The organism is Flavobacterium sp. FlaQc-48, assembly GCF_044007335.1.
Taxonomy (GTDB): domain Bacteria; phylum Bacteroidota; class Bacteroidia; order Flavobacteriales; family Flavobacteriaceae; genus Flavobacterium.
This window is the reverse complement of record NZ_JBIPCR010000008.1, coordinates 156,342-182,549: the sequence shown is the minus strand read 5'-3', so window position 1 is coordinate 182,549 and position 26,208 is coordinate 156,342. Positions and strand designations below refer to the sequence as shown.

Sequence of the window (26,208 nt, the reverse complement as noted above, 5' to 3'; positions counted from 1 at the left end):
TCTTTAAATGAGCTTATTAAAATTAAAATTATATCAGAATAAGGTTAATGTTAGATCTTAATAATTCAAATTCAATCCAAAGCCAACTCCCATATCGCTGTCATAATGTGTTGTGATTCCAAAGTTTCTTGCCACAATATATTTTAAACCGGCCATATATTCTTTATCGGTATTCCACATTAAATTCATTCTTAAACGTCTGGAAAGGGGAATGTCTTTTCGTTCAAATTGTATTCTTACATTACCATCAGTATAAACTTCAACCTGAGCTTTTACAAGCATGGGCAAAGTATATTCGATACCTGCACTAAAAACCGAACGATTGTCTTTGGTATTGGTTTGCCCAAACATATTTTGTTCCTGTTCGTCCATGCCCATTCTTCTGTAGCGCCAGTCAAAGCCTATAAAAGGCATAAACCATTGCATTTTGCCAATATAGCGGCCAATATGCGTTTCGGTTTCATAACCGTGTTTGTCATTATAGCCCAGTCTCCATTCGGTTCCAATGCTCCAGCGTGTGTTACCTAACATTGCTTCTCCGTCGTTTCCGTTTGAAGCAAAATCATTTTCGGCCATAAAATGAAACATTCTGTCATCCATCTTTAGCATTTTATAAGCCATTTTGGGATCATGGATCAACGGATTCGGTGCAGAATTTTCATAACTAAAAATACGTCCCATTCCCGCCATCATGTGATATAAGATATGACAGTGAAAAAACCAGTCACCATCGGCATTAGCCTGAAATTCTATGGTGTCGGTTTCCATTGGCATAATATCAATCACATTTTTTAGCGGAGAATAATCACCATGTTCGTTCAGAATCCTGAAATCGTGTCCGTGCAAATGCATTGGGTGACGCATCATCGATCCGTTGTACAATACAATCCTGACGTTTTCGCCTTTTTTGATTAAGATTTTGTCCGTTTCAGAAATTACTTTATTGTCTAAACTCCAAACATAACGGTTCATGTTTCCGGACAATTCGAAACGTAATTCTTTTACGGGCGCATCTTTTGGTAATGTTGTTATTGTGGGAGATTTTAACATTTCATAATTCAGCGTTGTAATTTCAGCAGCTTCTGTAGTATCAGTTGACATTTTCATCTCTGCCATATGGTGACCCGCATGATTTTCCATCTTCATTGATTTATCTTCACCGGAAATTTCAGGATACATTACGGCATTCATGTCCATTTTATTAAGGGACATTTTCATGCCCATATCATTCATTTCGCCATTCATCTTCATCATATCATTCATCATTTTCATCCCTTCAAAATATTTTAATTTTGGAAGATGTTTGACAGGCTGTTTTGTGCCGTCACCAAGAAACAAAGAAGCAGATCCGGTTCTGTCTTCGGCTGTAGCCAAAAAAGCAAAGGACTTTTTATCTTCAGGAATTGTAACGACAATATCATAGGTTTCAGAAACGGCAATAATTAATCGATCGACTTCTACAGGTTCAACATCGTTCCCGTCGCTGGCCACAACGGTTATTTTTCCGCCGCCATACGTGAGCCAGAAATAACTCGAAGCACCTCCGTTTGCAATTCGCAGTCTTACTTTATCACCTGCCTTAAACTGCGAAAGCTGGTTTTCGTTTTTTCCGTTAATTAAGAATTTCTCATAATAGACATCACTCACATCCATGGCATTCATGCGTTTCCATTCGTTGGTGACTTTTGTCGAAAACTGACCGTGTTTTATGGCTTCGGCATAACTTTGAGTGGTTCCTTTTTTTATCGCAAACCAATCGTTGGCATTGTGCAGCATTCGTTGTACATTCTCCGGTTTTAAATCGGTCCATTCGCTTAAAATAAGCGGGACAGTTGGCAAATCATCGATTCCTTTTCTAAAAGTAGGGTCGTCTTTCTTTTTGTTGATGATAAAAAGTCCGTACAAACCAATTTGCTCCTGCAAACCTGAGTGGCTGTGATACCAATAGGTTCCGTTCTGGATAATGGGGAATGTATATTTATGAGTTGTTCCGGGTTTTATGGGCATTTGAGTCAAATATGGAACGCCATCTTCTTTATTGGGCAGAAACAATCCGTGCCAGTGCAATGCCGTATCTTCCTTTTTTAATTCGTTGTGGACATAAATTTCGGCAATATCACCTTCAGTAAAAGTTAATGTTGGCATCGGAATTTGTCCGTTAACTGCAATAGCCCGTTTTTCTTTTCCGGAAAAATTGACAATCGTGTCCCGAACGTATAAATCGTAGCGGACTACTTTTTGTGCTTGTGCACTAAAGGCGATCAGAAAGACGATAAAAATAGTATATAGTTTCATTTTAATTTTTTAAAGATTTAGATTTCGTAATCGCAAAGCATTTACAATTACTGAAACCGAACTCAGGCTCATAGCCAGCGCCGCTAACATTGGCGAAAGCAAAATCCCGAATACAGGGTATAAAACTCCCGCTGCAACAGGCACGCCTAAAACATTGTAGATGAAAGCAAAGAATAAATTCTGTTTGATGTTTTTCATTACCGAATAACTTAGTTTCTTCGCTTTTACAATTCCGTTTAAGTCCCCTTTTACCAGCGTTATTTTAGCACTTTCAATCGCAACATCAGTTCCGGTTCCCATTGCAATTCCTATATTCGCCTGGGCTAAAGCCGGAGCATCGTTGATTCCGTCACCTGCCATGGCAACAATTTTGCCTTCGGCCTGCAAACGCTGAATTTCTTTCAGTTTGTCTTCTGGCAGACAATCTGCTTTAAACGAGCTCAGATGCAAATGATCAGCAACAGCTTTGGCGGTATTGCCATTGTCACCTGTCATCATCATTACTTCAACACCCTGATCGATTAATTCTTTGATCGCTTTTGCGCTGTTCTCTTTAATCGCATCTGTAATGGCTACGTATCCCAAAACAAGATTGTCTACAGCGATATAAGAAACCGTTTTACCCAAATTTTGTTCGGCAATAATTTTATTTTCAATATCATCAGAGACCGAAGCGCCTACCTGATTCATTAGTTTTTTGTTTCCTAAAGCTACCTTTGCGTTTTTTACAGTTCCTGTAACTCCTTTTCCGGCAATGGCTTCAAAATCAGGAACTTCAAGAATCGTTTGGTTTTTAGCTTTAGCAAAATTAACTACGGCTTGTGCTAAAGGATGTTCGCTATGCTGATTAAGGGAAGCGATTTTTTGCAATAAATCATCTTCGTTATTTTGAATGGCATAGATCTTTTCTACAGATGGTTTTCCTTCGGTAATCGTTCCGGTTTTATCAGTGATTAAAACATCTATTTTGCTCATGTTTTCGAGTGCCTCAGCGTTTTTTATCAGGATACCAAATTGTGCGCCTTTGCCCACGCCCACCATTACAGACATTGGAGTGGCTAATCCTAAAGCACAAGGACAAGCAATGATTAATACGGCAATAGCATTAATTAATCCGTAGATATAAGCCGGTTCAGGACCAAATTTCGCCCAGGCGAAAAAGGTTAGAATGGAGATGATCACAACCGTTGGTACAAAATATTTTGCTACACGATCGGCCAGTTTCTGAATTGGGGCCCTTGAACGGCTTGCATCATTTACCATTTGGATTATTTGAGCCAACAGGGTTTCTGAACCTACTTTTTCGGCAATCAAGACAAATGATTTTGTTCCGTTTATGGTTCCCGCAATTACAGAATCTCCCGCTTTTTTATCAACCGGAATAGGTTCTCCGGTAATCATGGCTTCGTCGATACTGCTTTCTCCGGTTGTAATTTTTCCGTCTACGGGAATTTTTTCTCCCGGTTTTACACGAAGTAAATCGCCCTTTTTAATAGTATGAATCGAAATTACTTTATCATTTCCGTTTTCTACCAAAGTAGCCTCGGTAGGGGCTAATTTTAATAATGCTTTTATGGCACCGTTTGTTTGTCCGTGCGCTTTGGCTTCTAGTAGTTGTCCTAATAAAACCAATGTAATAATCACGGTTGCAGCTTCAAAATAAAGAGGAATGGTTCCGTGATGCGATTTGAATTCGGATGGGAAAATATCAGGAAAGAACATTCCGGCAATACTGAATAAGAATGCCACACCCGTTCCAATCCCAATTAGCGTAAACATATTTAAATTCCAGGTTATGATGGATTTGTAAGCACGTACAAAAAACATCCAGCCTGCATAAAAAAGTACCGGAATCGAAAATAAGAACTGAACCCAATTCCAGCTTTCAATAGACATTACCTTATAAAGGGGATTATTCGGGATCATTTCTGACATCGAAATAATAAAGACGGGAAGCGTGAATAGAATCGCAATCTTCATTTTCTTTAATAAGTCCGTATATGTTTTGTTTTCTTCAGTTTCCGAAGCCTGGATCGGCACCAGATCCATACCACAAATGGGGCAATCTCCGGGTTCGTCTGAAACAATCTCCGGATGCATGGGACAGGTAAATTGCGTAGCGTTAATAGCAACTTCCGGAACTAAATCCATTCCGCAAACCGGACAATCTCCGGGTTTGTTATAGGTTTTATCGCCTTCGCAATGCATTGGGCAATAGAAAACGCCGGTCGTATTATGATTATGAGTTGTAACTTTTTTTTTATGTTCATGACCAGCGTGATTCTCTTTCTTCTGACCTGAACAGCAGGATTTAACGTCTGGTTCTGAAGTGTTTTTAGAAGAAGTCATTTCAATAGTATATTTTCCGGCTTCGGTTAAAACTTCCCGAAATTTTTCGGTAGGAACATGTTTTTCCATTGTGATTGTTGCCAACGGAGGATTTAAAGTTACTTCTGCCTGAATTCCTTCAACTGAATTCAACGTTTTTTCAACTTTTTTACGGCATCCATCGCACGACATTCCTGAAATTATATATTGATGAGTCATTGTTTTTGTTTTTTTAGTATTACAATGCAAATTTCCGAAGTAAGATTTACAACGGTTTGTATAATTTTGAGAATGATTTGTAATATTTAGGAAAGCATCTTTAGCCGCAAAGGGCGCAAAGGTTCTTATATATGCCTGGTTTTATAAAAACGCAAAGTTCGCAAAGCTATTCTTATACAACTTTGCGGGCTTTGCGTAAAAAACATTGCGAATTTTGCGGTTAAACAATATTACAAATTCTCTATCTGAATACGTTTTTTGTCTTTCAGTTGTTTGAAATAGGTGGGTGTGAAACCGGTGATTTTCTTGAACTGATTACTAAGATGTGCTACATTACTATAGTTTAACATGTCGGCGATTTCGCTTAACGAAAGCTCATTGTAAATCAGCAACTCTTTGACTTTCTCGATTTTCTGGCTGATAAAATATTTTTCAATGGTAATATTTTCAATTTCTGAGAAAAGATTGCTTAATGTACTATAATCCTGATTGAGGTTTTCGACCAAATAATCAGATAAGTTGATTTTGAGTTCGTTGTTTTTATGATGAACCAGATCGACAATAAGGTTTTTTACTTTTTCTATGGTTTTACTTTTTTTATCATCGATAAAATCAAAACCTAATGACTGAAGGTTTTTAAGTAAAATTTCTTTCTGGATATCTGTAATAGCATCTTGCAGTTCGACTTCGCCTAATTCAACAGAAATAGTCTGAAGCCCGAGTTTTTCAAACTCAGACTTCACAACCATTTTACAGCGACCGCACACCATGTTTTTGATGTAGAGCGTCATATTTATTTGATGGTTTCAACCACGTTTCCGCAAGTAAGCATCGAAGACCCATAATATGGATTCTTAACTGCTTTTTCTTTGCTTAACCAGTCAGCATCTGCCATTGGGCAATATTGTTTGTATACTGTTTCAGTTGATTTTGAAACCTTAATAAGCTCGTAAGTATTTTTAGAAAGCGATTTAAAAGTTTCACGTTGTTTTTTTAAATCTGAAGTGGTTGAAATACTTTTAGCATCAGCAGTTAATTTTTTTACTACTTTCATCCAGGCAGTATGCTCATTTGTTTTTAGTTTATCCATTTTTATAGCAGTAATTGCTGCTAATAGATCTGTGGCTTTCGCCGAAGTTAACTTCGCATCACTTTTTATTAAAGCATCTTTTACCGTAAAATAGGCATCATAAACGCTTTGTAACTGACTTGAATCAACTACTTCATTTGTAGATGTTGCTGTTTGTACTGAATTTGCCTGAACGAAATTTGCAGCGCATAATAATGTGATTACTACTGCTATAGTTGCTATTGAATTTTTCATTTGATGTGTTTTTTTGATTAGAGAAAGTAAAATCTCCTATAAGTTAAATGTTTTATTCCTAAAATTTTATTGAAAATCAGGTCTTGCTAAGTGGCAGACATAAAGTTTAATGTTTTTCTTCGAGCTTTATCTTCTTTGTGTCAAAACACAATTATGGCTGTCAGAAATACCATTATTTTATTTTTGGTGGTGACCAGATAGAAGTAAAACCGGCAGAAATACGACTATTTCTGTAATATGGAGTTGTTTTCTCAACAGAGAAATTGAATAAATTAGTATTGAAATCAAACTCGTTTAGTGCAATGAGGCTAAACTGCAGTCCAGAGGCAGTACAACCGGAATGATCGCATTTTCCGTTGCAGCCATGTTGGTCTTTTTTAGAATCATTTTTCTTTTTGCAACAATCTTTCCGGCAGGAATCAGAAGTTTCCTTTTTAGAGGTTTCTTTCTTTTCGCAAGACATTTTTTCGTTAGTTCTCCCACATGCATAACCCGAACCGGACATCAAAAAGAAGCCAAGAGTTAAGAAAAGAAATACTATTTGAATTTTTTTTGCCAATTGCAACCGATTTTTTGAAGTACAAATTTAAAGATTTTTTTTAACAGCTGCTATTTATTTACCATTTCAAATATTATGTTTTCTTAAAATCAGTTGGTTTCATGTTTTTTCTCTTTTTAAAATAATTAGACAAATGACTTTCATCTGTAAATCCAAACTCATATGCTATTTGTTTTATAGGCAATTGATTGTTGTGAATTCGTTTTTCGATCAAAGTCGTTCTCAAGTTATGAATATAGTCGCGATAACTAATAGCAAAAGTCCTTTTGAAATAAGCGCTAAAATAAGTTTCTGCAATATTAAAATGACTGGCAATGACTTTTATCTGCACTAGTTTTGGATTGTAAATGTTCTGATGAATATAAGAAGTGATTTGCTCGTTATCTATAGAATTTCCTTTAACTACAAGGTTCATGCCGCGCATGGTTTCTTTGATTAGCCCAAAAATTGAAAGAATCTGGTAAAATACAATAGGTGAATTTGAAACATCGGTTTTGCAATTATAGGCAGCAATGTTTTCGATCGTATTTTTTAATATCGTTTTGCAGGGATCATCTAATTTAAGAATCGTTTCTTTTAGTGTTTTATCACGCATGAAACTTTCGGGGGTATGAATTAAAAATTCGTCGCAGGTCAGATTCTGTTTCGAATTAAAATAGTTATCGGTAAACTTAATATAAAAGAAACGAGTGCTTTTTTTGATATCAAAATAATGCTCATCTTCAGGTGAAATCACAAATAAATCACCGGATTTATACGGAAGCAGGTTTTTGTTTAAATGATGAATACCACTTCCTTTTTTAATGTAAATGATTTCATAATACGTATGCGTGTGAGGCGGAAGGTGAAATTTCTCATCTTCAAATTCATCAATAACAAGCGTTTCAAATTGATTTAATTTCGGCATAACTTAAATATACAAGTTTATGTCGTAAATATACAACTAAATTTGAGCCTGACAGTGTTAAATTTGCAGCATAGAAAATCTATTCCTTTCTTGTAAAAACAAATGAAAAAAAGTCTTATTGCACTCTCATTAGGAGGTTTAACGATCGGTATAACCGAATTTGTTATGATGGGTTTGTTGCCAGATATAGCCTCAGATATGAAAGTTTCGATTCCGGTTGCCGGATATTTAATTTCAGCTTATGCACTTGGAGTGGTGATTGGTGCCCCCTTATTAGTCATCTTAGGAAGAAATCTTGCTCCAAAAAAGATGCTTTTAATTCTCGCGTTGATGTTAACAGTTTTTAATGCACTTTCGATTATTGCACCTACTTATAACTTTTTATTCGCCTCCAGATTTCTTTCAGGATTACCGCACGGTGCCTTTTTTGGAGTGGGAGCGGTAGTCGCAAGCCGTTTGGCTGATAAGGGCAAAGAAGCACAGGCTATTGCGATTATGTTTTCGGGTTTAACCCTGGCCAATTTAATAGGTGTGCCTATTGGTACTTATATAGGACATCATTTTATTTGGCGTTATACTTTTGTACTCATTGCTATTGTGGGATTACTGACCTTTTTGTTTATTTCTTTATGGATGCCCAATCTGGAGAAAAACGGAGATGTAAATATGAAAACGCAATTACAATTCTTTAAGAAGACCGAAGCCTGGTTAATTATCGGAATTACCGCAATTGGGTTTGGAGGTTTGTTTGCCTGGATAAGTTATATAGCGCCGCTATTAATAAATGTATCTAAATTTTCAGCCGAAGATGTTTCTTATATTTTGATTCTGGCTGGTTTGGGAATGGTAGTAGGGAATTTTCTGGGAGGGAAACTGGCTGATAAATACTCACCGGCACCTACTGTATTAGCTTTGCTGTTTGTAATGTCTGTTGATTTAATTTTGGTTTACCTGTTTTCTTCTTATCAATATGTTTCCCTGTTCCTTACTTTTTTAACGGGAGCTATTTCTTTCTCTGTTATTGCACCTATTCAGATGTTAATGATCAGAACGGCTAAGGATGCTGAGATGATTGCTTCGGCGGCACTTCAGGGGAGTTTTAATATCGGAAATGCTCTGGGAGCCTTTTTAGGAGGACTGCCTTTGGCTGCCGGATATAGTTATGCGTCTCCAAATCTTATTGGTTTGGGCATGGCTGTTATTGGTATGGTGATTACGTTTATTTTGATGCAAAAACATAAAAGCAATTTGCAACTGCAACACGCTTAATGATTTAATAAAATCCCTTATTAAGATTAGCCCTTAAACCCAATTGGTTTAAGGGCTTTTTTATGCGCAATTGTGATCTTTTTTCGCTGCAAATTCTATTTGTAGTATGCTGTATTTGTTATTAGTAAGAATATGGTGTCATGAAATTGAGAGGGCTGCTTTGATTTTGATTGTCTCACTTTAAAATTAACAGCTTAATTATGAAAATTTTTGATAATGAAGCTGTTTTTAAATGTAGAAATAACACTTAATAATACTGCAATTAGTTTTAGTGTAATCGATTGTTTTTTTTGTAAAATCGCAACAAATCATGAAATATTAAAAATATATTTAATATTTATAGTGAACTTAAATTACACATGTCATATAAAAAAGGGGATTTATTTTTGATATTTTATTTTTTTTAGGAAATATTTATGAATTTTAATTTTTTATCTAAAAAAAATATTTATGTTTGTGTAATCGATTACAACTTTAAAATAGGTGTTAAAATTTCGGTATTAAGAGTACCTGAATGCCGAAAGATTATTTCTAAAAACCGGAATTAAGGGTTTCAATTATTTTAGAAAAGTTATAATCGAGAAATAACCACAAAAAACCACTTAAAAACAATTAATAACTTAAACAATCAACCATGAATTTTAAAGATTTATTTAACAAAGGAGCAAACTGTTGCTTTGCAGTTGTTTTCTTACTGTGTTTACTGATGAGCAATCAAATGAATGCACAGACTGTAACGCTTGAAGGAACAGTAAAAGATGCTGCAGGATTAACTTTACCTGGTGTTAATATATTAGAAAAAGGAACAAAAAATGGTACTTCTACAGATTTTGACGGGCGTTATAAAATAAAGCTCAGCAATCCTAAAGCAGTGTTAACTTTCTCTTTTATTGGTTTTAAAACGAAAGAAGCAGGAGTTGACGGAAAAACTAAAATTGATGTTATTTTAACTGAAGATTCTAACAGCCTGAATGAAGTTGTTGTAATTGGATATGGAACTTCAAAAAAATCTGACTTAACAGGCGCCGTGTCTACCATTTCGGGTAACGATCTGAAAAAAGTGCCAGTGGCAAATGTCGCTGAAGCCTTAACAGGTCGAATTGCAGGTGTACAGGTGACCTCATCAGAGGGTTCTCCGGATGCAGATATCAGAATCAGGGTTCGTGGAGGTGGTTCGCTTACTCAGGATGCTTCACCTTTGATTATTGTAGATGGGTTTCCTATAAATAATATGAACGATATTTCTTCATCTGATATTGACTCCATGACCGTTTTAAAAGATGCTGCTTCGACTGCAATATACGGATCACGTGGTGCAAATGGAGTAATTATCATTACAACAAAAAGTGGAAAAGATGGTAAAATTGCAGTAAATTTTAACATGTTTTATGGTATGAAAAAGATGGCAAATGAAATCGATGTTTTGTCGCCTGAAGATTATACGAAATGGCAATACGAATATGCTTTGCTTTCTCAAACCGGAACAAAAGTAGCTTCTGATCCATCTTCATATACCAGATATTTTGGGAATTGGCAGGATCACGATATGTACAAAGGGCTAAAGGGAGATGATTGGCAAAAACAAATTTTTGGCCGTACAGGAGAGGTACAAAGCCGTGATTTAGGAATTAGAGGAGGAACTGATAAGCTTAATTATAATTTTAATTTTGCTCACTATGATGAAAAGGCGATTATGATAGGTTCCAATTATAAAAGAAATAACCTTGCCCTTGCTTTAAAAAGTAAATTAAATGATAAGATTGATGTTGCTTTTACGATGCGTTATTCAGATACTGAGATTGATGGCGGTGGTGTAAATGAGCAAAATGAAAAATCTTCATCAGATTCACGTATGCGTACTATTGTGGGTTATGCGCCGCTTCCGGTTGCAGGATTAACTTCAGAGGATACATCAGGAGATGGCTCAGATGTATTGATAAATCCTTTAACGTCTGTTTCTGATAATGATCGCCAACAGTTTCGTAAGAACTATAATATGTTAGGTAGTTTTGGATGGGAGCTTGCAGATAATTTAAAATTGAAAGTAGATTTAGGTCTGGATAATTATAACACGTTAGATTATCGTTTTTACGGATTAACTACTTATTACATTGCTAATGCTCCGGTAGGACCATTGCAAGGTATGCCTGCCATGATTATGAGTGATACTAAAGACAGACGTTTTAGAAATGCTAATACGCTGAATTATGATTTCAAAAAAATAATGGGTGAAAATCATCATTTAAGTGCTCTTTTAGGAGAAGAAAGCATTACCTACAATTCAAATACGGTAACGAATACTATTCATGGGTACCCTGTTTTTTTTGATTTTGATCAGGCAAAAAAATTAACAACACAAGGAACACCACAATCAGTAGATAATTACTACAGCCCTGATGACAAATTATTGTCGTTTTTTGGCCGCGCCAATTATGACTACAAAAATCGTTATTTATTAACTGCTACATTTCGTGCAGATGGATCAAGTAAATTTTTAAAAGAGAATCGTTGGGGATACTTCCCGGCCTTTGCAGCAGGATGGAAAATTTCTGAAGAGAATTTCCTGAAGGGTAAAACCTGGTTAGATCTTTTAAAAGTAAGAGCGAGTTATGGTGAAGCAGGAAATAATAACATACCTGTAGGACAGCAAATTCAAATTTTTCAATCTACACCCACAACATGGATTAATGGGGTTACCAGCGTTTGGGCACCTTCGAAAACAATGCCTAATCCTGATTTGAAATGGGAAACAACAGTTACTCAAAACGTTGGTTTGGATTTTGGGTTTTTCAGAAATCGCCTGAGCGGTACTTTTGATGTGTATAAGAATGTTACGAGTGATCTATTAATTAATTTTCTAGTTCCAGGATCCGGATACGATTATCAATATCGTAATATGGGTCAAACACAAAATACAGGTTTCGAGGCTACTATAAATGTTGTTGCAATCGATAAAGCCAAATACGGATTGAATTTTTCATTCAATATGGGAATAAACAAAAATCGTATTAACTCATTAGGTGTTATGAATAATTTTGGAGTAGCTACAGGTTGGGCTTCTTCACAAATTGGAGATGATTATCTGGTAGAGGTTGGTTCATCACTAGGTTCTATGTACGGTTATAAAAATGATGGAAGATATGAAGTTTCGGACTTTGATTATGCCGGAGGAAAATATACTTTAAAAAGTGGCGTAATGAGTACTTCTACTTCTTTAGTTGGAGACGGAAGTTCTCTTAAACCCGGAGATATGAAATTGAAAGATGTTAATGGAGATGGTAAAGTAGATATAAATGATAAAACAATTATTGGGAATGTTAATCCAAAAAGTTATGGTGGTTTTATTATTAACGGAAATGCTTATGGATTCGATTTAATGGCAGCTTTTAACTGGAGTATTGGGAATGACGTATATAATGCTGATAAAGTTGAATTTTCGACAGCTACTGCTTCAGGGAAGTACAAAAATTTGAATTCTACTATGGCCGACGGACAGAGATGGACGAATTTAGATCCTGTTTCAGGTCAGTTAGTAACAGATCCTACTGCATTAGCAGCTCTTAATGCCAATACAACGATGTGGTCTCCTTATATGAGAAGTGCTATACTTACTGATTGGGCAGTTGAGGATGCATCTTTTTTAAGATTGAATACTTTAACATTAGGGTATACAGCCCCACAGATGTTTACATCTAAACTTGGAGTTTCTAAATTGAGATTTTATCTGACCGGAACCAATGTTTTTGTTTGGACTAACTACTCGGGTTCTGATCCGGAAGTGTCTACAAAAAGAAAAACGCCACTTACACCTGGAGTTGATTCAAGTCCTTATCCAAGAAGCAGACAAATGGTTTTTGGAATGAATCTTAATTTCTAATTTTAAATTACTACAAAATGAAACATAAAATAATAATAGCGGGATTGATTATTTCTGGTTTATTCAGTTCTTGCCAACAATTTGAAGATGACTATTTAGAAGCACCTGCAGAATCAACATTAGATGCATCTGTGATTTTCTCTACAGCGGGACTTGCTAAAGGAGCTATTGATGGAATAAAAGTACCATTTGCCGAAACTAACTCTTACAGAGGGCGTTTCTTACCTTATTACGGATTAAATACGGATGTAGAATGGTATAGTACTTCGCAAACGGCAGGAGATAAGTCGGATTTGTGTGTTTATGATGCAAAGCCAAGTAATACGGAGATGAATACCACCAATAATGCTTATTCAATGATGTACTCAGGTATTGAACGGGCTAATATTTGTATTAAAGGTTTACGTCAGTATGGAAATCCCTTGCCGGGAACAGAAATGGGGCAATTATTAGGAGAGGCTTTAACACTTAGAGCTATTTACTATGCTGATCTAATTAAAGCATGGGGTGATGTTCCGGCTCGTTTTGAACCTATCACTTCTGCAACTTTATATTTGCCTAAATCAAGTAGAGATATTCTTTACAAACAATTAATTGCAGACTTAGGAGAAGCATCAACTTTGGTGGCATGGCCTAACGAAACGGCATATACAAGTACTGTAGAACACGTAAATAAAGCTTTTGTAAAAGCATTTAGAGCACGTCTGGCTTTGGTAGCAAGTGGTTATCAACAATATCCTGACGCGGTAAGAAGAAGTACTGATCCGGAACTTTCGGTTGGTAATATGTATGCATTGGCATTAAAAGAATCCCGTGAAGTGATCCAAAGTGGTGCTGCGCGTCTGGAATCTACTTTTGAAGGCCTATGGAGAAAATACAATGAGGAAAATACTACTGCCGGAGGAGAATCTCTTTGGGAACTTCCTTTCGCTGATGGCCGTGGTAGGATGTTGTTTACTTTTGCTGTAAAACACACTGCTGCTAGTGATCAGTTTCAGGCCAATGGAGCTAACCGTGGCGGTGTAGCAGGTCCGTTACCATTTGTTTTTTATGATTATGACCAGATTGATGCCCGTAGAGATGTTACTTGTGTACCTTACAAATATGGTGCAGCAGTTAATAATATTGCGAAACAAGAATTAAATACGCTGGATACCTGGTATTTTGGTAAATATCGTTACGAGTGGATGAAGCGTTATGTGACTTCTACCAATGATGACGGAGTTAATAAAATGTACATGCGTTATGCTGAGGTGCTTCTTATTGCTGCTGAAACAGCTAACGAATTAGAAGGTCCTGGTGCAGCTGCACCTTATTTAAAAGAAATTCGCAGAAGAGCATTCCCTACTGCTCAGACGATAAAAGTAGATAATTATGTAAATGCTTTAACCAGTAAAGAAGCGATGTTCAATGCTCTTGTTGAAGAAAATAAATTTGAGTTTACCGGAGAAATGGAACGTAAACAAGCACTTATTCGTTGGAATTTGCTGAAAGTAAAATTAGATCAGGCAAAACAAAAAATGACAAATTTATCAGCTCGCACAGGTGAATATGCAGATGTACCAACCACTTTGTACTATAAGTTTAAAGCAGATAATGTATCTCTTGATATCTATGGATTAAACAGGGGGGAAACAACAAATCCGGGAGTGCTATATTCATCTGCTGCCTGGACATGGACAGGAACCGCCGCAGATGCTAAGATAAATTCATTGTACAAACCAGGTATTAACCCTGATAACAGACAATTCTGGCCAATATGGCAAGTATTTATTGATGGAAGTAATGGTCAATTGAAAAACGATTACGGTTATTAAGATCTTATAAAAAATTAATAAAGTTATTATGATGAAAAAAATAGATATATTAAAAGGATTAATAGCCACAGTACTGCTAACACTTATTTTCGCTAATACAAGTTGTGAAAGTTATAATGAGCCACTATTGGATGGTATAGGGAACACACAGGAATTTTCTCCTATTGGACTAACGGCAAAAGTTAGAAATCAAACTTTTGTGGAGTTGGCATGGACAGTAAAAGAAGGTGAAAATAAATTTGTCGTAGAATTAAGTGCAGATGACACCGAATTCAAAACCATTTATAAAACCATTGAGGTAACTCCAAGTCAATTGCCAATATTGGTTTCATTAGAGGGGGAAACGACGTATTCAATTCGAGTAAAAGCAGTTACACCGGGATTGACGGATTCTAAATGGTCAGTAATAACGGCAACAACTTTATCTGAGCAGTTATTCCTGCCTGTACAAGCAGTAGATATCGAAGCCAAACAAGTAACTTTAAGATGGACCCCTAATAGTAATGTAACGCAAATTACCGTTGCACCGGGTGGTATTACTCACGTTATAACTCCGGCAGAAAAAACAGCAGGAGTTGCGGTAGTAAGCGGGTTAACGGCAGAAACGGCATACACAGCCACTTTGCTTAACGGAGCTAAGAAAAGAGGTGTAATTACTTTTACAACCGGAATTGATATTGGAACGGGTATTTTAGTTAAAAATACAGACGACTTATTACAAAAAATTGCCGATGCAGCAGCTGGTGCTATACTGGTTTTAGAGCCTGGCGATTATACAGCTGCAAATCAGACTGGAGCAATTACATTAAATAAAGCAATTACATTAAGAGGATTACGAAGCTATAACACACCAAAACTTCATGTAAACTTTGTAATGGCAACCGGAGCAGCTAATGTTAGTTTGATAGATCTGGATTTAAAAGGAGATAAAGGCGCTGCCGGAGCCGCAGTTTCAGTTATTAAATATAATGATAACAGTGTAACGTACGGTGCTCTTTTAATAAGTGGCTGTAATATTCATGACTTTGGTGTATCATTGATTAGTGCTAATCTGGCTGCTGCTAAAATTACTTCTGTCATTGTAGAAAATACTGTTGTTACAAATGTATTAACAACTGGTGGTGAATTTATTGATGTAAGAGGTTCTCAACTGGCACAACTTACTCTTAAAAACAGTACTTTTAATAATTGTGCGACTGCAAGATACTTTATTCGTATGGATGCCGGTCTTACCGGTTTAACCACCAATATATTAATTGACAGCTGTACAATCTCTAACCCAAATATGTTAGGTACTGCTGCCAATTCAATTTTATACACACGTTTTGTTACTAATGTAATAGCCGTTCGAAATACATTGTTTGCAAACACACCTGCTCCATACACGAGAGAAGCTGTTACTGCAAACCCAACTTTTGCAAATAACAATTATTTTAATTCGCCTAATTTAAACAGCACTGCTGGTGCATTGGCGAATAATAGACCTGATACAGGCGGAACTGCATTAGACCCACAATTTGTGAATGCAGCGGGCGGTAATTTTACGATCAAAAATCAAACACTAATTGATAACAAAGTGGGAGATCCACGTTGGAGACAATAGTTCATTTTTAAGTTAAAAAAAGGGATGCAGGTTTTTGCATCCCTTTTTTTTTATAAATAAAATCCGTTATAATAACTTACTCTATATCCAAATCAAATTTTTCAAGCAATCCGGCAAGTGCGGCATGAGACACTCTGGTTTTTTTGATTTTATTTTCAGACGGATCGAAAGCATAATTTCGTGAAGACCTGAAATCGGTTTTTTCTAAAATACAATCCTGAAAAGTAGCGTTGGCAAGATCACAGTTTTTAAAAACAGCCAAAGACAAATCGGTATTCGAGAAATCAACATCTTTTAGGGAGCAGTCAATGAAATTGGTTTTCTTTAATTTTTTATATATAAAAGTGGAATAGTCCAGAAGGCAATCCTGAAAGTTCATTGCAAACAAAAAACTATTACCCGAACTAAAATCCAATCCCATTAATTTACAGCCAATAAATGTAATATTCTTTAGACCTGTGCCCTTAAGGGCTGCCAGTGAAATATTGCAGTTTTTAAAAGTACAATCTAAAAAATCGATATAACTAAAATCACTTTTAGAGAAATTGCAATTGATAAATTCACAGTTTACAAATTCATTGTCTGATAGTTTTTGATCTGAATAGTCAATAGTATCAAATGTTTTGTTTTGATGCAGCGCAGTGTCCATAATGCTAAGTTGAGGTTTAAAAAAAGAGGTGTGTAAAGGCGATTTATTCTAATTCGATACAATCGAAAATATCATTTTTTAATGCGACTTCGGTTATTTCGGCTTCACATTCAATTCTCAAAATGTTATCACAATCTTCCAGGTCAAAATTCCATAAAGCATCAGGTAATACTTCCTGAAGTAATGCATTGGCGAACTCTAATTTCGATTTTGAATCAACAGTTGTTTTAAAAACATAAATCATAATTTGCTTTTTTTTACAAGGCAAATTTCAGAAAATGCTTTTGGAGTTAATAGGATTCTGTAATCAATAATTAGGACTTATCAATCAATTTTCGATATTGAATAGGTGTGATACCTTCATTTTTTTTGAAAAAACGACTAAAGTAAGAATGATCTTCGTGCCCCACCTGCATGGCAATTTCACTTACAGAAAGTGAAGTTTGAAAGAGTAAATATTTAGCTTCTAATAAAATGGTTTCATCAATCCATGATGCAGCTGTTTTGTTTGTGACCGCCTTAACAGATTTGTTTAAATGATTGGGTGTCACGTTTAGTAAAGAGGCATAATAATTAACCTGATGATAGGTTTTGATATTCTGATGAATTAATTCCCTGAATTTACCGGTAAGGATTTCTGCTGCCGACAGATTTTTAGAAGTTTTTACCGTATTTTTATTGATCTCATAAAACAGGGCAATTAAATAGGCTTGTACAATATTCAGATTTGCAGTTTCAGTTTCTGAGTATTCTGTTTGCAGCCGATTTAAGATCGCAACAATTGATGCCGCATCATGCGCTGATAAACTAACTTTTGGATTTCCGGATATTTTTAAAAAATCAAAATCATTCAATATTTCGCGATTAGCATATTTTCCAATTAATATATCGGGATGAAACTGACAGACATAACCGGTATGCGAACTGTTAATATTTTTTATGGAAAAAACCTGACCCGCCGGAACCACAATAATTTCATTAGAAACAGTTTCATATTCCTGGTATCCTACTTTCATGGTATGACTGCCGGATGTGATAAAAAGTAAAGTGTGGCAACTGTGTTTAGAAGGAGGAACAGGATATTGCAAGCCCATTATTTCATCCATTTTTAAACAAAAAAAGTGATCTGAATTTGATTTAAAAAGCAAATGTACAGGATTGTCCTCACCCAAAAACTTCTCCCGGAATCCTTTTGCTTCGTAAGTTTTTACCTTTTCAATTGTTTTACCTTTCATGTCTTAATAATACAATCTAAAATCGAGCAATTTGCACAAGGCATAATGTTTCTGGTACAATTCTTCAACAACTTCTATAAGGTCATCATTTTCCTGATATAAACTAAAAAAGGCTTTGTCGATTGTGCTGCAACTGGCAATTTGGTTATACGAAGATCCGTAACCGGAAATAGCACGGGCGCCCGTAATGTCTAAGAAATACTGTGCTTCATCCTCGTTTAAATCCAATACTTTTAAATTGGCAAAATGTATAATTTTTCCTTTCATTTTTCCTTCAAAAAGTTCCGCGATTTCTTCAAGGCTGTAATAATAATCATGAAGACAAATGTTGTTGGATTCGCCTGGCATTACTAAGTAAATGATCTCATAATCCTTAAAATTATGATCTTCATAAAGCAGTACATTTAAACTTTCTTCAAGGCCTTCTATGGTGTCACAGGTTTTATAAATACTGGAAATACCCTGATCAATAGCAATTTCTTCTAAGTTTTTTACTACTTGTGTTGCATTGTCGTTGTCTACGTCCGGAACGCCTTCGAGGCAGAAGATGAATTTTTCGTAATCCATATCGCTATATTTTCTGATTGCAAATAAGTGTTTGGTTTTTTCCTTTCTCACAAAAGTATTTTTTATTGTGGAAAAACCGTTATACAGAAAGTTTTTTAACGCATTTTTGACATTGAAGAAATGTTTTACTGTCGCTGTAAAACAAAATAATCCCTTTTTAGCTTTCTAAAAAAGGAATTAAATATGATATGCTATTTTTTATTACGATTTTAAATATTTCAACTTTTGCTTATATCAAACAAAGAAAAAACTTTAAATAAATGTTTGGCTTTTTTATTAAACCCTTTGTCGATAGATTCCTGGAATTTGCGAAAGAAACCCTGAAAAGCACCGTGATTCAAAATAGAATGCTGCAAACTAATCTAATGTGCTTAATGTGAGTATTTTTTGCCACCATTTTGGTTTTTCGAGAGTTTCAGTATAATTAATTACGGTGGACACCCTTTTATGTCCGCAGGAGGCACAAAAAGAAGCTTTTGAAGTTCTGTACGGTTTAGAGCAACTTTCGCAGGGCGGACCATACAAATCAATTCTATGGTGCATGATGGCATTAGGGTTGGTTAATTTAACTCCCGTTAAATCGTGATAATAATCAAGAAGCTCTTTAAAACGCTGCGACCTGGTCATACTACACTTTCCTTTTTCGAAACCATCGCGATAGAGTTTAGAGGCTACTAGATATTCTTCTGTATTCAGCATCGGAACTTCCATCTTGCAACGCCAACACCAAAGTTTTTTCATGGTTTGTTTTTTTTTATGGTTAGATGAGTAATAATTGTTTTTTTAAGAAATTTGATTTTTTATTTAGCTAAATTAAGTTCTTTTATTAGGAATAATTTACGTGTTTCCTCATTTTGAAACAAAAATCGCTTTTTTAATATTAAAAGCACTACGTATAAATACCTGTTTTTGAATTTAAATTCTTAATAAAAAGGAAAAAGAAAGGATAGCCAGCAGTAATGAACCTGTTTTTTAATGATTCTTTTTTTTTTGTTTTTTACCAAAGAATAATCAGTCTGAAGGGGGCAGAACTAAAAATTGATACAATTTAGAACAGTGAGATTCTGTACTTTTTTACCTCAATTGAGTAGTTTTGATGAGATGAATTTTCATTCCAAAAACAAAAAAATAGCTCAGGATGGTGCACGAAAGAGTAATGGAGAAATTGGCAATCTTAGCCGATGCTGCAAAATATGATGTTTCCTGTTCATCAGGACAAAGTAATCGAAAGAACAAAGACAAAGGTTTGGGAGATTCTTCGGGTTATGGAATTTGTCACGCTTATACTGAAGACGGGCGTTGTGTTTCTTTGCTGAAAATTTTACTAACCAATCATTGCATTTTTGACTGTGCTTATTGTGTGAGCCGAAAAAGCAATGATGTAAAAAGGGCGGCTTTTACGGTACAGGAAGTTGTAGATCTCACCATTGGTTTTTACAGAAGAAATTATATCGAAGGATTGTTTTTAAGTTCGGGCATTTTTGATAATCCTGATTATACGATGGAGCGTTTGGTGCGGATTGCAAAGAAATTGCGACTGGAGGAAAATTTTAATGGTTATATCCATCTTAAAGCAATTCCCGGTGCCAGTGACGAATTGCTGCAGCAAGCGGGAATGTACGCTGACCGCTTAAGCGTAAATGTCGAAATGCCAACCGAGCAAAGCCTTAAATTGCTTGCACCAGATAAGAATCACATCGATGTAATTAAACCGATGGAATATCTAAAAAAAGAAATCACGGGCCATAAAGAAGAAAAAAAGCTCAATTATAAAGCACCGGTTTTTGCCCCCGCAGGTCAAAGTACACAAATGGTGATTGGTGCTACCAAAGAAAATGATCTTGAGATTTTGGGCATGGCCAATTATTTTTATGAGCAAATGAACATGCGACGCGTTTATTATTCCGGATATGTACCCATAAGTTATGACAATCGCCTTCCGGCAATAGGAACTCCGGTACCTATGATTCGGGAAAACCGTTTGTATCAGGCCGATTGGTTAATTCGTTTTTACGGATTTAATGTAAATGAAATTGTGGGGTTTGATCAGCCTAATCTTGATCTGGATATCGACCCGAAATTAGGCTGGGCTTTACGTAATTTAAATCAATTTCCGGTTGATATTAATACTGCCGATTTAGAATTGATTCAGCGTATTCCGGGAATCGGATTTTTGAGTGCAAAAAAAATTGTATCGGCGAGACAATTTAAAAAGTTGCAACCTCAGGATTTACAAAAATTAGGTATTGCTTATAGTCGGGCCAAATATTTTCTGGCTTTTGCAACGCCATTTCAGTTACAAAAAGATTTAACTTCAATACAAATCAAAGATCATATTTTAAAGGCTCAGAACAGTAAATACAAGAATAATTTTTCTAATCAGCTGGCTTTATTTTAATCTAATGACACAAGTAATTTACGATGGTACTTATGAAGGCTGGGTGACAGCGGTATTTGAAATTTACGAATACAAACTGCAGGATATTGTTTTTGCCCAAAACAACGCTCCTGCCGATTTGCTTTTTGCAACCGATCACGTTGTAATTACAGATGAAGCAAAAGTAAAACGTGTTTTAAACGGATTAAAAAAACGCCTTTCTAAAAACGGGTTTCAGGGTCTCTATCATGCCTTTTTATCTGAAACCCATACGATTGAAGAAATTATGTTTCGATATGTGCAATATGTATTATCCAGTTCACGAAATGTTGAAGAAGATTTTGGCAATACCGATGTTCTGGATTTGCGAAAAGCAATTCGGTTAACCGGAAAAGAGGCACATCGGATGGAAGCATTTGTTCGGTTTAAATTGACAAAAGACCAATTGTATTATGCAATCGTTGAGCCCGATTGCGATGTTTTGCCCATTATAGAAAATCATTTTAAAAACCGTTACGCAGATCAGCGTTGGTTAATATATGATGCCAAACGTAAATATGGCATTTACTACGATCTTGAAAATACGGCAACCGTGGAGTTGCAGTTTGATACGAATACAACCTCATCAAAATTTTTAGCTGAGATAAACGATCCCGAAGAAGAATTTTTCCAGGACCTGTGGCGTAATTATTTCAGGAGCGTAAACATTGAATCAAGAAAAAACACAAAACTTCATCTCCAGCACATGCCAAAACGATATTGGAAAAATTTGACAGAGAAAATCCCCAACATTAAAAAATAAGTTGATAAAGTTGAATTGGCAGAAAAATTACTTGTACCAAAATTTATTCTAAACAAAGAAGCCATCTTACTAAGATGGCTTCTTTATGTATTACTTGCTTTTTTTCAAAGCATCTATCAATTCTACCATATCCACTACAGCATAAGTAGAAGAATAATCCGATACAGCATACGGTAAAATAAGACTGTTGTTATGAATTATTGCCCCACAGGAATATACCACATTAGGCACATAACCTTCTCTTTCGTCTTCTAGTGGCGAAAGCAAGGGTTCACTTAGTCTGCCAATTTCTTTCGATGGATCGTCAAGGTCAAATAATGAGGCGCCAATACAATAACGTCTCATAGTTCCCACTCCATGTGTAATCACAAGCCAGCCCTCTGCTGTCCAAAGAGGTGACCCGCAATTTCCAATTTGGGTTAACTCCCATGTATAACGCGGTTCTTGCAAAAGGATTGGCGTGTTCCATTGTGTAACCCGGTCAGAATACATAATGTAATTGTTAACACCATCGATTCGGGCAAGCATCGCATATTTGCCTTTTATTTTTCTTGGAAACAGGGCCAGGTTTTTGTTCTGAGCACCAACGCCATGCAAAGGCATTACTCTAAAAGTATAAAAATCTTCTGTAGAGATAAGTTTAGGAAGTATGGCGTGACCATTGTAAGCTGTATAAGTTGCCATAACACGTGGCGAGTCATCATCGTCGACAAAGCGAACAAAACGGGCATCCTCAATACCGCGACTTTCGGACTCCGAGATTGGAAATATAACACGCTCGGTGATATCAGAGTCGTGTTTGAATTGTAAATCGTAAAAAGAGTCGGCCAGCCAGATAATCTCTTCGAGTGCGGTTCTTCTTTCCTGACGAATTGAAGGATCGCTTAAAGCTGTATTTGCCATACTTTTTAAAACAGCAAACTCAAATTCATTTGGCAAATCCTGCATGATTTGGGCGATATATTTGTCCTGAGTATGCATTTCAGATAATTTCAATAAAAATCGCTCTTTGTTGAATAAGGTTTTATGCTCAATCTCTGCCTTGTCTATATTATGACCAATTTTCATTACTTGCAGGTTATTGTCTTTATCGAGAATCCCTCTTCTGAAAACAATCGATGAAATATGACCTTCGCCCGTTGCCCGAAAAGAAATAATAACGCGCTTTTCGCCCAACTCCAAACCGGACTGATCAAAGTCTTCTATTATGGAAGGATTAAAAATTGCGGCAGATTCTATTGCATATTCCATAGTACAATAAGAACCAATAAGCATTTTTCGATCAAGTGACAAAGCTTCATAATCAATTTGCATTCCTTCGATTATAGGTCTTATTTTTTCGCAATGTTTAAAAAATATGGAAGAAATATTTCGGTGGCGTCTGGCAAACTCGCGAAGTGTTTGTTCTAGGGTTTCTAATACTTGTTTTTCGTCCAGCATCATTATCCGGCCTACCATTTGTTGGGTTCGTTCGTCGCCATTAACAAAATATCGGGCAACAACTCTTCTGGAATCAGGGGTAAACTTTATATTTTTTCGGATGACAGATACGCGCATAGTTTTATTTTTTAATTACAAGAAATTAGGTACGATTTTACTTCTTGGTAAAATACTTTAGTTACAATTCTTTTAGCAAAATGCCGAAAAAAACATAGGTTTGAAACAACATTTATACGGTAAATAAATTTTAATTCTATAACAAGTTAGTGATTTTGATAACTAAAAAAAACTTTATTTTGATTAAATTCACTGCCAATCCTTGTTTTTATGACTCTTTTAGTAGTCCTTCTTAAAAGGAAGCAAATAAATTTAATGATAATAAAGGGAGTTCCTTCTTTGCTAAACCCTTTTTTAAATGTATCGCAGTTTCTCTTCTTCGATATCTAAATAATGCATTTGTTTTCGAATAACCGACTCGTCTAAAGTTTGATCTTGTTTGTTTTTATTTCGTAACCACTCCCGCTGCTGATTTAACAGGTCTAGATAAATTTCCTTAAGATCTGCACTTATAGCTTCGTCATCAACTCCGTTAATTTGCTGTTCCCATTTTTGAATGAGCTGTTGCAAAGAAGGATTGTTTTTTGACTGGTCCTCATAATTTGTCTTTAAATAGTGTAAGGCAAATTCTGCGAGTTCTGTACGAACGATATTATAAGCTTCATCTCGCGGTATCGGATCATAAATATCGGTTAGTTTGATTTTTCTGATAAAATAAGGTAATGTTAATCCCTGAATTACCAGAGTTAAAAGAATGACAATAAAAGTGATAAACAAAATAAGATTTCGTTGCGGAAAACCATTACCATTATTCAGATAAACGGGTATAGACAGGGCGGCGGCTAATGATACAACGCCTCTCATTCCGGTCCAGCCCAATATAAACGGCGTTTTATAACCGGGATTTCTGTTGTCGGCAACGGTAATAAAATTTCGCGCAATAAGCGTAACGACAACAGCACCGTAAGAAGATAAAATTCTGCTGATAATTAAAACAAATGTTATCAGAACGCCATATCCAATTGCTGTCGGGATGCTGACATCTTCTACTTTAAGTCCGTTTGTAATTTGTGGTAAATCTAGACCAATCAGCATAAACACAAAACCATTCAGGATAAAACAGAGGCTTTGCCAAACATTCACACCCTGCAAACGAGATTTACTGCTCAAAAATCGGTGTCGGTTATTAGACAATAATAATCCGCCACATACTACTGCCAGTACACCTGAACTATGAACTTGTTCAGCAGCGAGATAAATAATATAGGGTGTCAGTAAGGACAAAACAATATCGACATTGGCATCTGTGGGCAAATATTTATGGGCTTTCATAAAAAGCCAGCCAATTAATAAGCCAATTCCAACTCCGCCAAAAATCATCCAGCTAAAACTTACTGCAGCTTTATAAAATATAAATTGCTCAGTTGCTACGGCAATCATCGCAAATCTGAAAATAATTAAGGACGAAGCATCATTAAGTAAACTTTCGCCTTCTAAAATAGACGAAATAGTTTTGGGTACTTTTACAAATTTCAAAATAGCGCCGGCACTTACGGCATCCGGAGGCGATACAATTCCGCCCAAAACAAAGCCTAAAGCTAATGAAAAGCCGGGTATCATATAATTGGCGACTAATGCTACAGAGAGTGCAGAGACAAAAACAACTACAAAGGCAAAACTGGTAATAATGCGCCGCCAGCGCCACATTTCTTTCCATGAAACAGTCCAGGCCGCTTCGTACAATAAAGGCGGCAGAAATATAAAGAATATTAGATTGGGTTCGATTTGTATTAAGGGGACTTTTGGAATAAAACTGATAGCCAGTCCAGCCAATACTAATAATATTGGATACGCTACTTTTATTTTGTTAGCCAACATAATCAGTAACAAAATAACAACTAACAGACCTAAATAAAAAGGGAATTTCTCAAGCATTCTTTTGGTTTATGGATTTTTAGTTTAAACTTCTGTATTCAACTGGCGTGTAGCCGGTATTCTTTTTAAACATTCGGTTAAAATGCTGGGGATATTTAAAACCCAGTTCAAATGCTATTTGGCTTACCGACTTATCAGTATCAAAAATTCGTTCTTTAGCTAAGGCAATTAATTTTAACTGAATGTGCTCCTGAGCCGATTTGCCCGTTTCTTTTTTGATTAAATCTCCAAAATAATTAGCAGAAAGATGCAAACGATCTGCAAAATAGCCCACAGAAGGCAATCCTGAATCTTTTGCAATTTCAGACAGGAAATATTCGTTTAACAAATTCTCAAATTTCGATAAAACATCAGTATTGATATTTTCTCTGGTGATAAATTGTCTGTCATAAAAGCGAACACAATAATTTAAAAGCAGCTCTATATTATTACTTATAATGTTTTTGCTGTGTTTATCAATAGACAGGCTTAATTCATATTCTAATTTACTAAATAAATCTCTAATGATCTGCTGTTCCTTTAAAGATAAATGAAGTGCTTCGTGCGAATCATAAGAAAAGAAAGAATATTGGTTTATATTTTTAGCCAATGAAGTTCCCTTTATCAGATCAGGATGAAAAAGTAATGTTAAACCTGTAGATTTATAATTGTCTGTATTATTAACCTCAAGTAATTGTCCGGGTGCTACGAAAACCATTGTACCATCATCGTAATCGTAATTGTTACGCCCGTATTTTAGTTCGCCGCAATTTCCGGCTTTTAAAAATATAGCATAAAAGCTAAAGTGTATGCGGGTATGATTGGGTAGTGCTTTACTATTAGAATTATCAAAAACACTTATTAAAGGATGCTGGGTTTCAACATCTTTTAACTGATTGTACTGTGTCACTTTTTCGAGTTTTATGATAGGATCCATGATGCGTCTGTGAAATTATATACACAAATATA

The 26,208-nt window shown here is 35.7% G+C and carries 20 protein-coding genes; 6 read left to right on the top strand and 14 right to left on the bottom strand.

The features are described 5' to 3' along the window. Nucleotides 1-57 precede the first annotated feature (57 nt). The 6 genes from ACHRWY_RS14630 to ACHRWY_RS14605 all read right to left on the bottom strand — a co-directional run bounded on the left by ACHRWY_RS14630 (nucleotide 58) and on the right by ACHRWY_RS14605 (nucleotide 7,632). A complete protein-coding gene (locus ACHRWY_RS14630) occupies nucleotides 58-2,295 on the bottom strand; it encodes a multicopper oxidase family protein (RefSeq protein ID WP_395355616.1) in 2,238 nt (745 codons plus the stop codon). 9 nt (nucleotides 2,296-2,304) lie between these two features. Next, entirely contained in the window at nucleotides 2,305-4,842 is a 2,538-nt protein-coding gene (locus ACHRWY_RS14625; protein ID WP_395355614.1) for a heavy metal translocating P-type ATPase, read from the bottom strand. A gap of 230 nt (nucleotides 4,843-5,072) precedes the next feature. Next, nucleotides 5,073-5,591, bottom strand: coding sequence for a helix-turn-helix domain-containing protein (locus ACHRWY_RS14620; protein WP_395355612.1), 519 nt, complete (start codon nucleotides 5,589-5,591; stop codon nucleotides 5,073-5,075). 44 nt (nucleotides 5,592-5,635) lie between these two features. Further along, nucleotides 5,636-6,166 (bottom strand): DUF3347 domain-containing protein, encoded by a 531-nt coding sequence (locus tag ACHRWY_RS14615; RefSeq protein WP_395355610.1) that lies wholly within the window; start codon nucleotides 6,164-6,166, stop codon nucleotides 5,636-5,638. 172 nt (nucleotides 6,167-6,338) lie between these two features. Beyond that, entirely contained in the window at nucleotides 6,339-6,725 is a 387-nt protein-coding gene (locus tag ACHRWY_RS14610) for a hypothetical protein (RefSeq protein ID WP_395355609.1), read from the bottom strand. A gap of 73 nt (nucleotides 6,726-6,798) precedes the next feature. Beyond that, nucleotides 6,799-7,632: an AraC family transcriptional regulator gene (locus ACHRWY_RS14605; RefSeq protein ID WP_395355608.1), complete on the bottom strand. Its 834-nt coding sequence runs from the start codon at nucleotides 7,630-7,632 to the stop codon at nucleotides 6,799-6,801. 102 nt (nucleotides 7,633-7,734) lie between these two features. On the opposite strand from ACHRWY_RS14605, the gene ACHRWY_RS14600 reads away from it, so the two are divergent. The 4 genes from ACHRWY_RS14600 to ACHRWY_RS14585 all read left to right on the top strand — a co-directional run bounded on the left by ACHRWY_RS14600 (nucleotide 7,735) and on the right by ACHRWY_RS14585 (nucleotide 16,198). Beyond that, nucleotides 7,735-8,901 (top strand): MFS transporter, encoded by a 1,167-nt coding sequence (locus ACHRWY_RS14600; protein WP_395355606.1) that lies wholly within the window; start codon nucleotides 7,735-7,737, stop codon nucleotides 8,899-8,901. 634 nt (nucleotides 8,902-9,535) lie between these two features. Beyond that, the gene (locus tag ACHRWY_RS14595; protein WP_395355604.1) at nucleotides 9,536-12,778 is read left to right on the top strand and encodes a SusC/RagA family TonB-linked outer membrane protein; all 3,243 of its coding nucleotides are present in this window, start codon (nucleotides 9,536-9,538) and stop codon (nucleotides 12,776-12,778) included. Between the two features lie 17 nt (nucleotides 12,779-12,795). Continuing rightward, nucleotides 12,796-14,595 (top strand): RagB/SusD family nutrient uptake outer membrane protein, encoded by a 1,800-nt coding sequence (locus ACHRWY_RS14590; protein ID WP_395355602.1) that lies wholly within the window; start codon nucleotides 12,796-12,798, stop codon nucleotides 14,593-14,595. A gap of 28 nt (nucleotides 14,596-14,623) precedes the next feature. Beyond that, nucleotides 14,624-16,198 carry a DUF4957 domain-containing protein gene (locus tag ACHRWY_RS14585; RefSeq protein WP_395355600.1) on the top strand — a complete coding sequence of 525 codons (1,575 nt, stop codon included), beginning with the start codon at nucleotides 14,624-14,626 and terminating at the stop codon, nucleotides 16,196-16,198. Nucleotides 16,199-16,274: 76 nt separating this feature from the next. On the opposite strand, the gene ACHRWY_RS14580 is transcribed toward ACHRWY_RS14585, so the two are convergent. From ACHRWY_RS14580 to ACHRWY_RS14560, 5 genes are all read right to left on the bottom strand, one after another. Continuing rightward, nucleotides 16,275-16,847, bottom strand: a complete 573-nt coding sequence (locus tag ACHRWY_RS14580) for a pentapeptide repeat-containing protein (protein ID WP_395355598.1) — start codon at nucleotides 16,845-16,847, stop codon at nucleotides 16,275-16,277. Between the two features lie 43 nt (nucleotides 16,848-16,890). Further along, nucleotides 16,891-17,091, bottom strand: coding sequence for a hypothetical protein (locus ACHRWY_RS14575; RefSeq protein WP_395355597.1), 201 nt, complete (start codon nucleotides 17,089-17,091; stop codon nucleotides 16,891-16,893). A 70-nt stretch (nucleotides 17,092-17,161) separates the two neighbouring features. Next, nucleotides 17,162-18,082: a helix-turn-helix domain-containing protein gene (locus ACHRWY_RS14570; RefSeq protein WP_395355596.1), complete on the bottom strand. Its 921-nt coding sequence runs from the start codon at nucleotides 18,080-18,082 to the stop codon at nucleotides 17,162-17,164. A gap of 3 nt (nucleotides 18,083-18,085) precedes the next feature. Then, on the bottom strand, nucleotides 18,086-18,649 hold the full coding sequence (locus ACHRWY_RS14565) for a DUF6642 family protein (RefSeq protein WP_395355752.1): 564 nt from the start codon (nucleotides 18,647-18,649) through the stop codon (nucleotides 18,086-18,088). Nucleotides 18,650-19,006: 357 nt separating this feature from the next. Further along, the gene (locus ACHRWY_RS14560; RefSeq protein WP_395355595.1) at nucleotides 19,007-19,390 is read right to left on the bottom strand and encodes a hypothetical protein; all 384 of its coding nucleotides are present in this window, start codon (nucleotides 19,388-19,390) and stop codon (nucleotides 19,007-19,009) included. Nucleotides 19,391-19,787: 397 nt separating this feature from the next. Here ACHRWY_RS14560 and ACHRWY_RS14555 point away from each other — a divergent pair, with 397 nt between their 5' ends. After that, the gene (locus ACHRWY_RS14555; RefSeq protein ID WP_395355593.1) at nucleotides 19,788-21,047 is read left to right on the top strand and encodes a putative DNA modification/repair radical SAM protein; all 1,260 of its coding nucleotides are present in this window, start codon (nucleotides 19,788-19,790) and stop codon (nucleotides 21,045-21,047) included. A gap of 4 nt (nucleotides 21,048-21,051) precedes the next feature. Further along, entirely contained in the window at nucleotides 21,052-21,828 is a 777-nt protein-coding gene (locus ACHRWY_RS14550; protein ID WP_395355591.1) for a TIGR03915 family putative DNA repair protein, read from the top strand. 90 nt (nucleotides 21,829-21,918) lie between these two features. Here the strand turns inward: ACHRWY_RS14550 and ACHRWY_RS14545 are convergent, their stop codons facing one another. The 3 genes from ACHRWY_RS14545 to ACHRWY_RS14535 all read right to left on the bottom strand — a co-directional run bounded on the left by ACHRWY_RS14545 (nucleotide 21,919) and on the right by ACHRWY_RS14535 (nucleotide 26,176). After that, nucleotides 21,919-23,385, bottom strand: coding sequence for a glycoside hydrolase family 130 protein (locus ACHRWY_RS14545; RefSeq protein ID WP_395355589.1), 1,467 nt, complete (start codon nucleotides 23,383-23,385; stop codon nucleotides 21,919-21,921). 294 nt (nucleotides 23,386-23,679) lie between these two features. Next, nucleotides 23,680-25,260 carry a Na+/H+ antiporter gene (locus ACHRWY_RS14540; protein ID WP_395355588.1) on the bottom strand — a complete coding sequence of 527 codons (1,581 nt, stop codon included), beginning with the start codon at nucleotides 25,258-25,260 and terminating at the stop codon, nucleotides 23,680-23,682. A gap of 19 nt (nucleotides 25,261-25,279) precedes the next feature. Beyond that, complete coding sequence (locus ACHRWY_RS14535; RefSeq protein ID WP_395355586.1) at nucleotides 25,280-26,176, bottom strand: helix-turn-helix domain-containing protein; 897 nt, start codon at nucleotides 26,174-26,176, stop codon at nucleotides 25,280-25,282. Nucleotides 26,177-26,208: the final 32 nt, after the last annotated feature.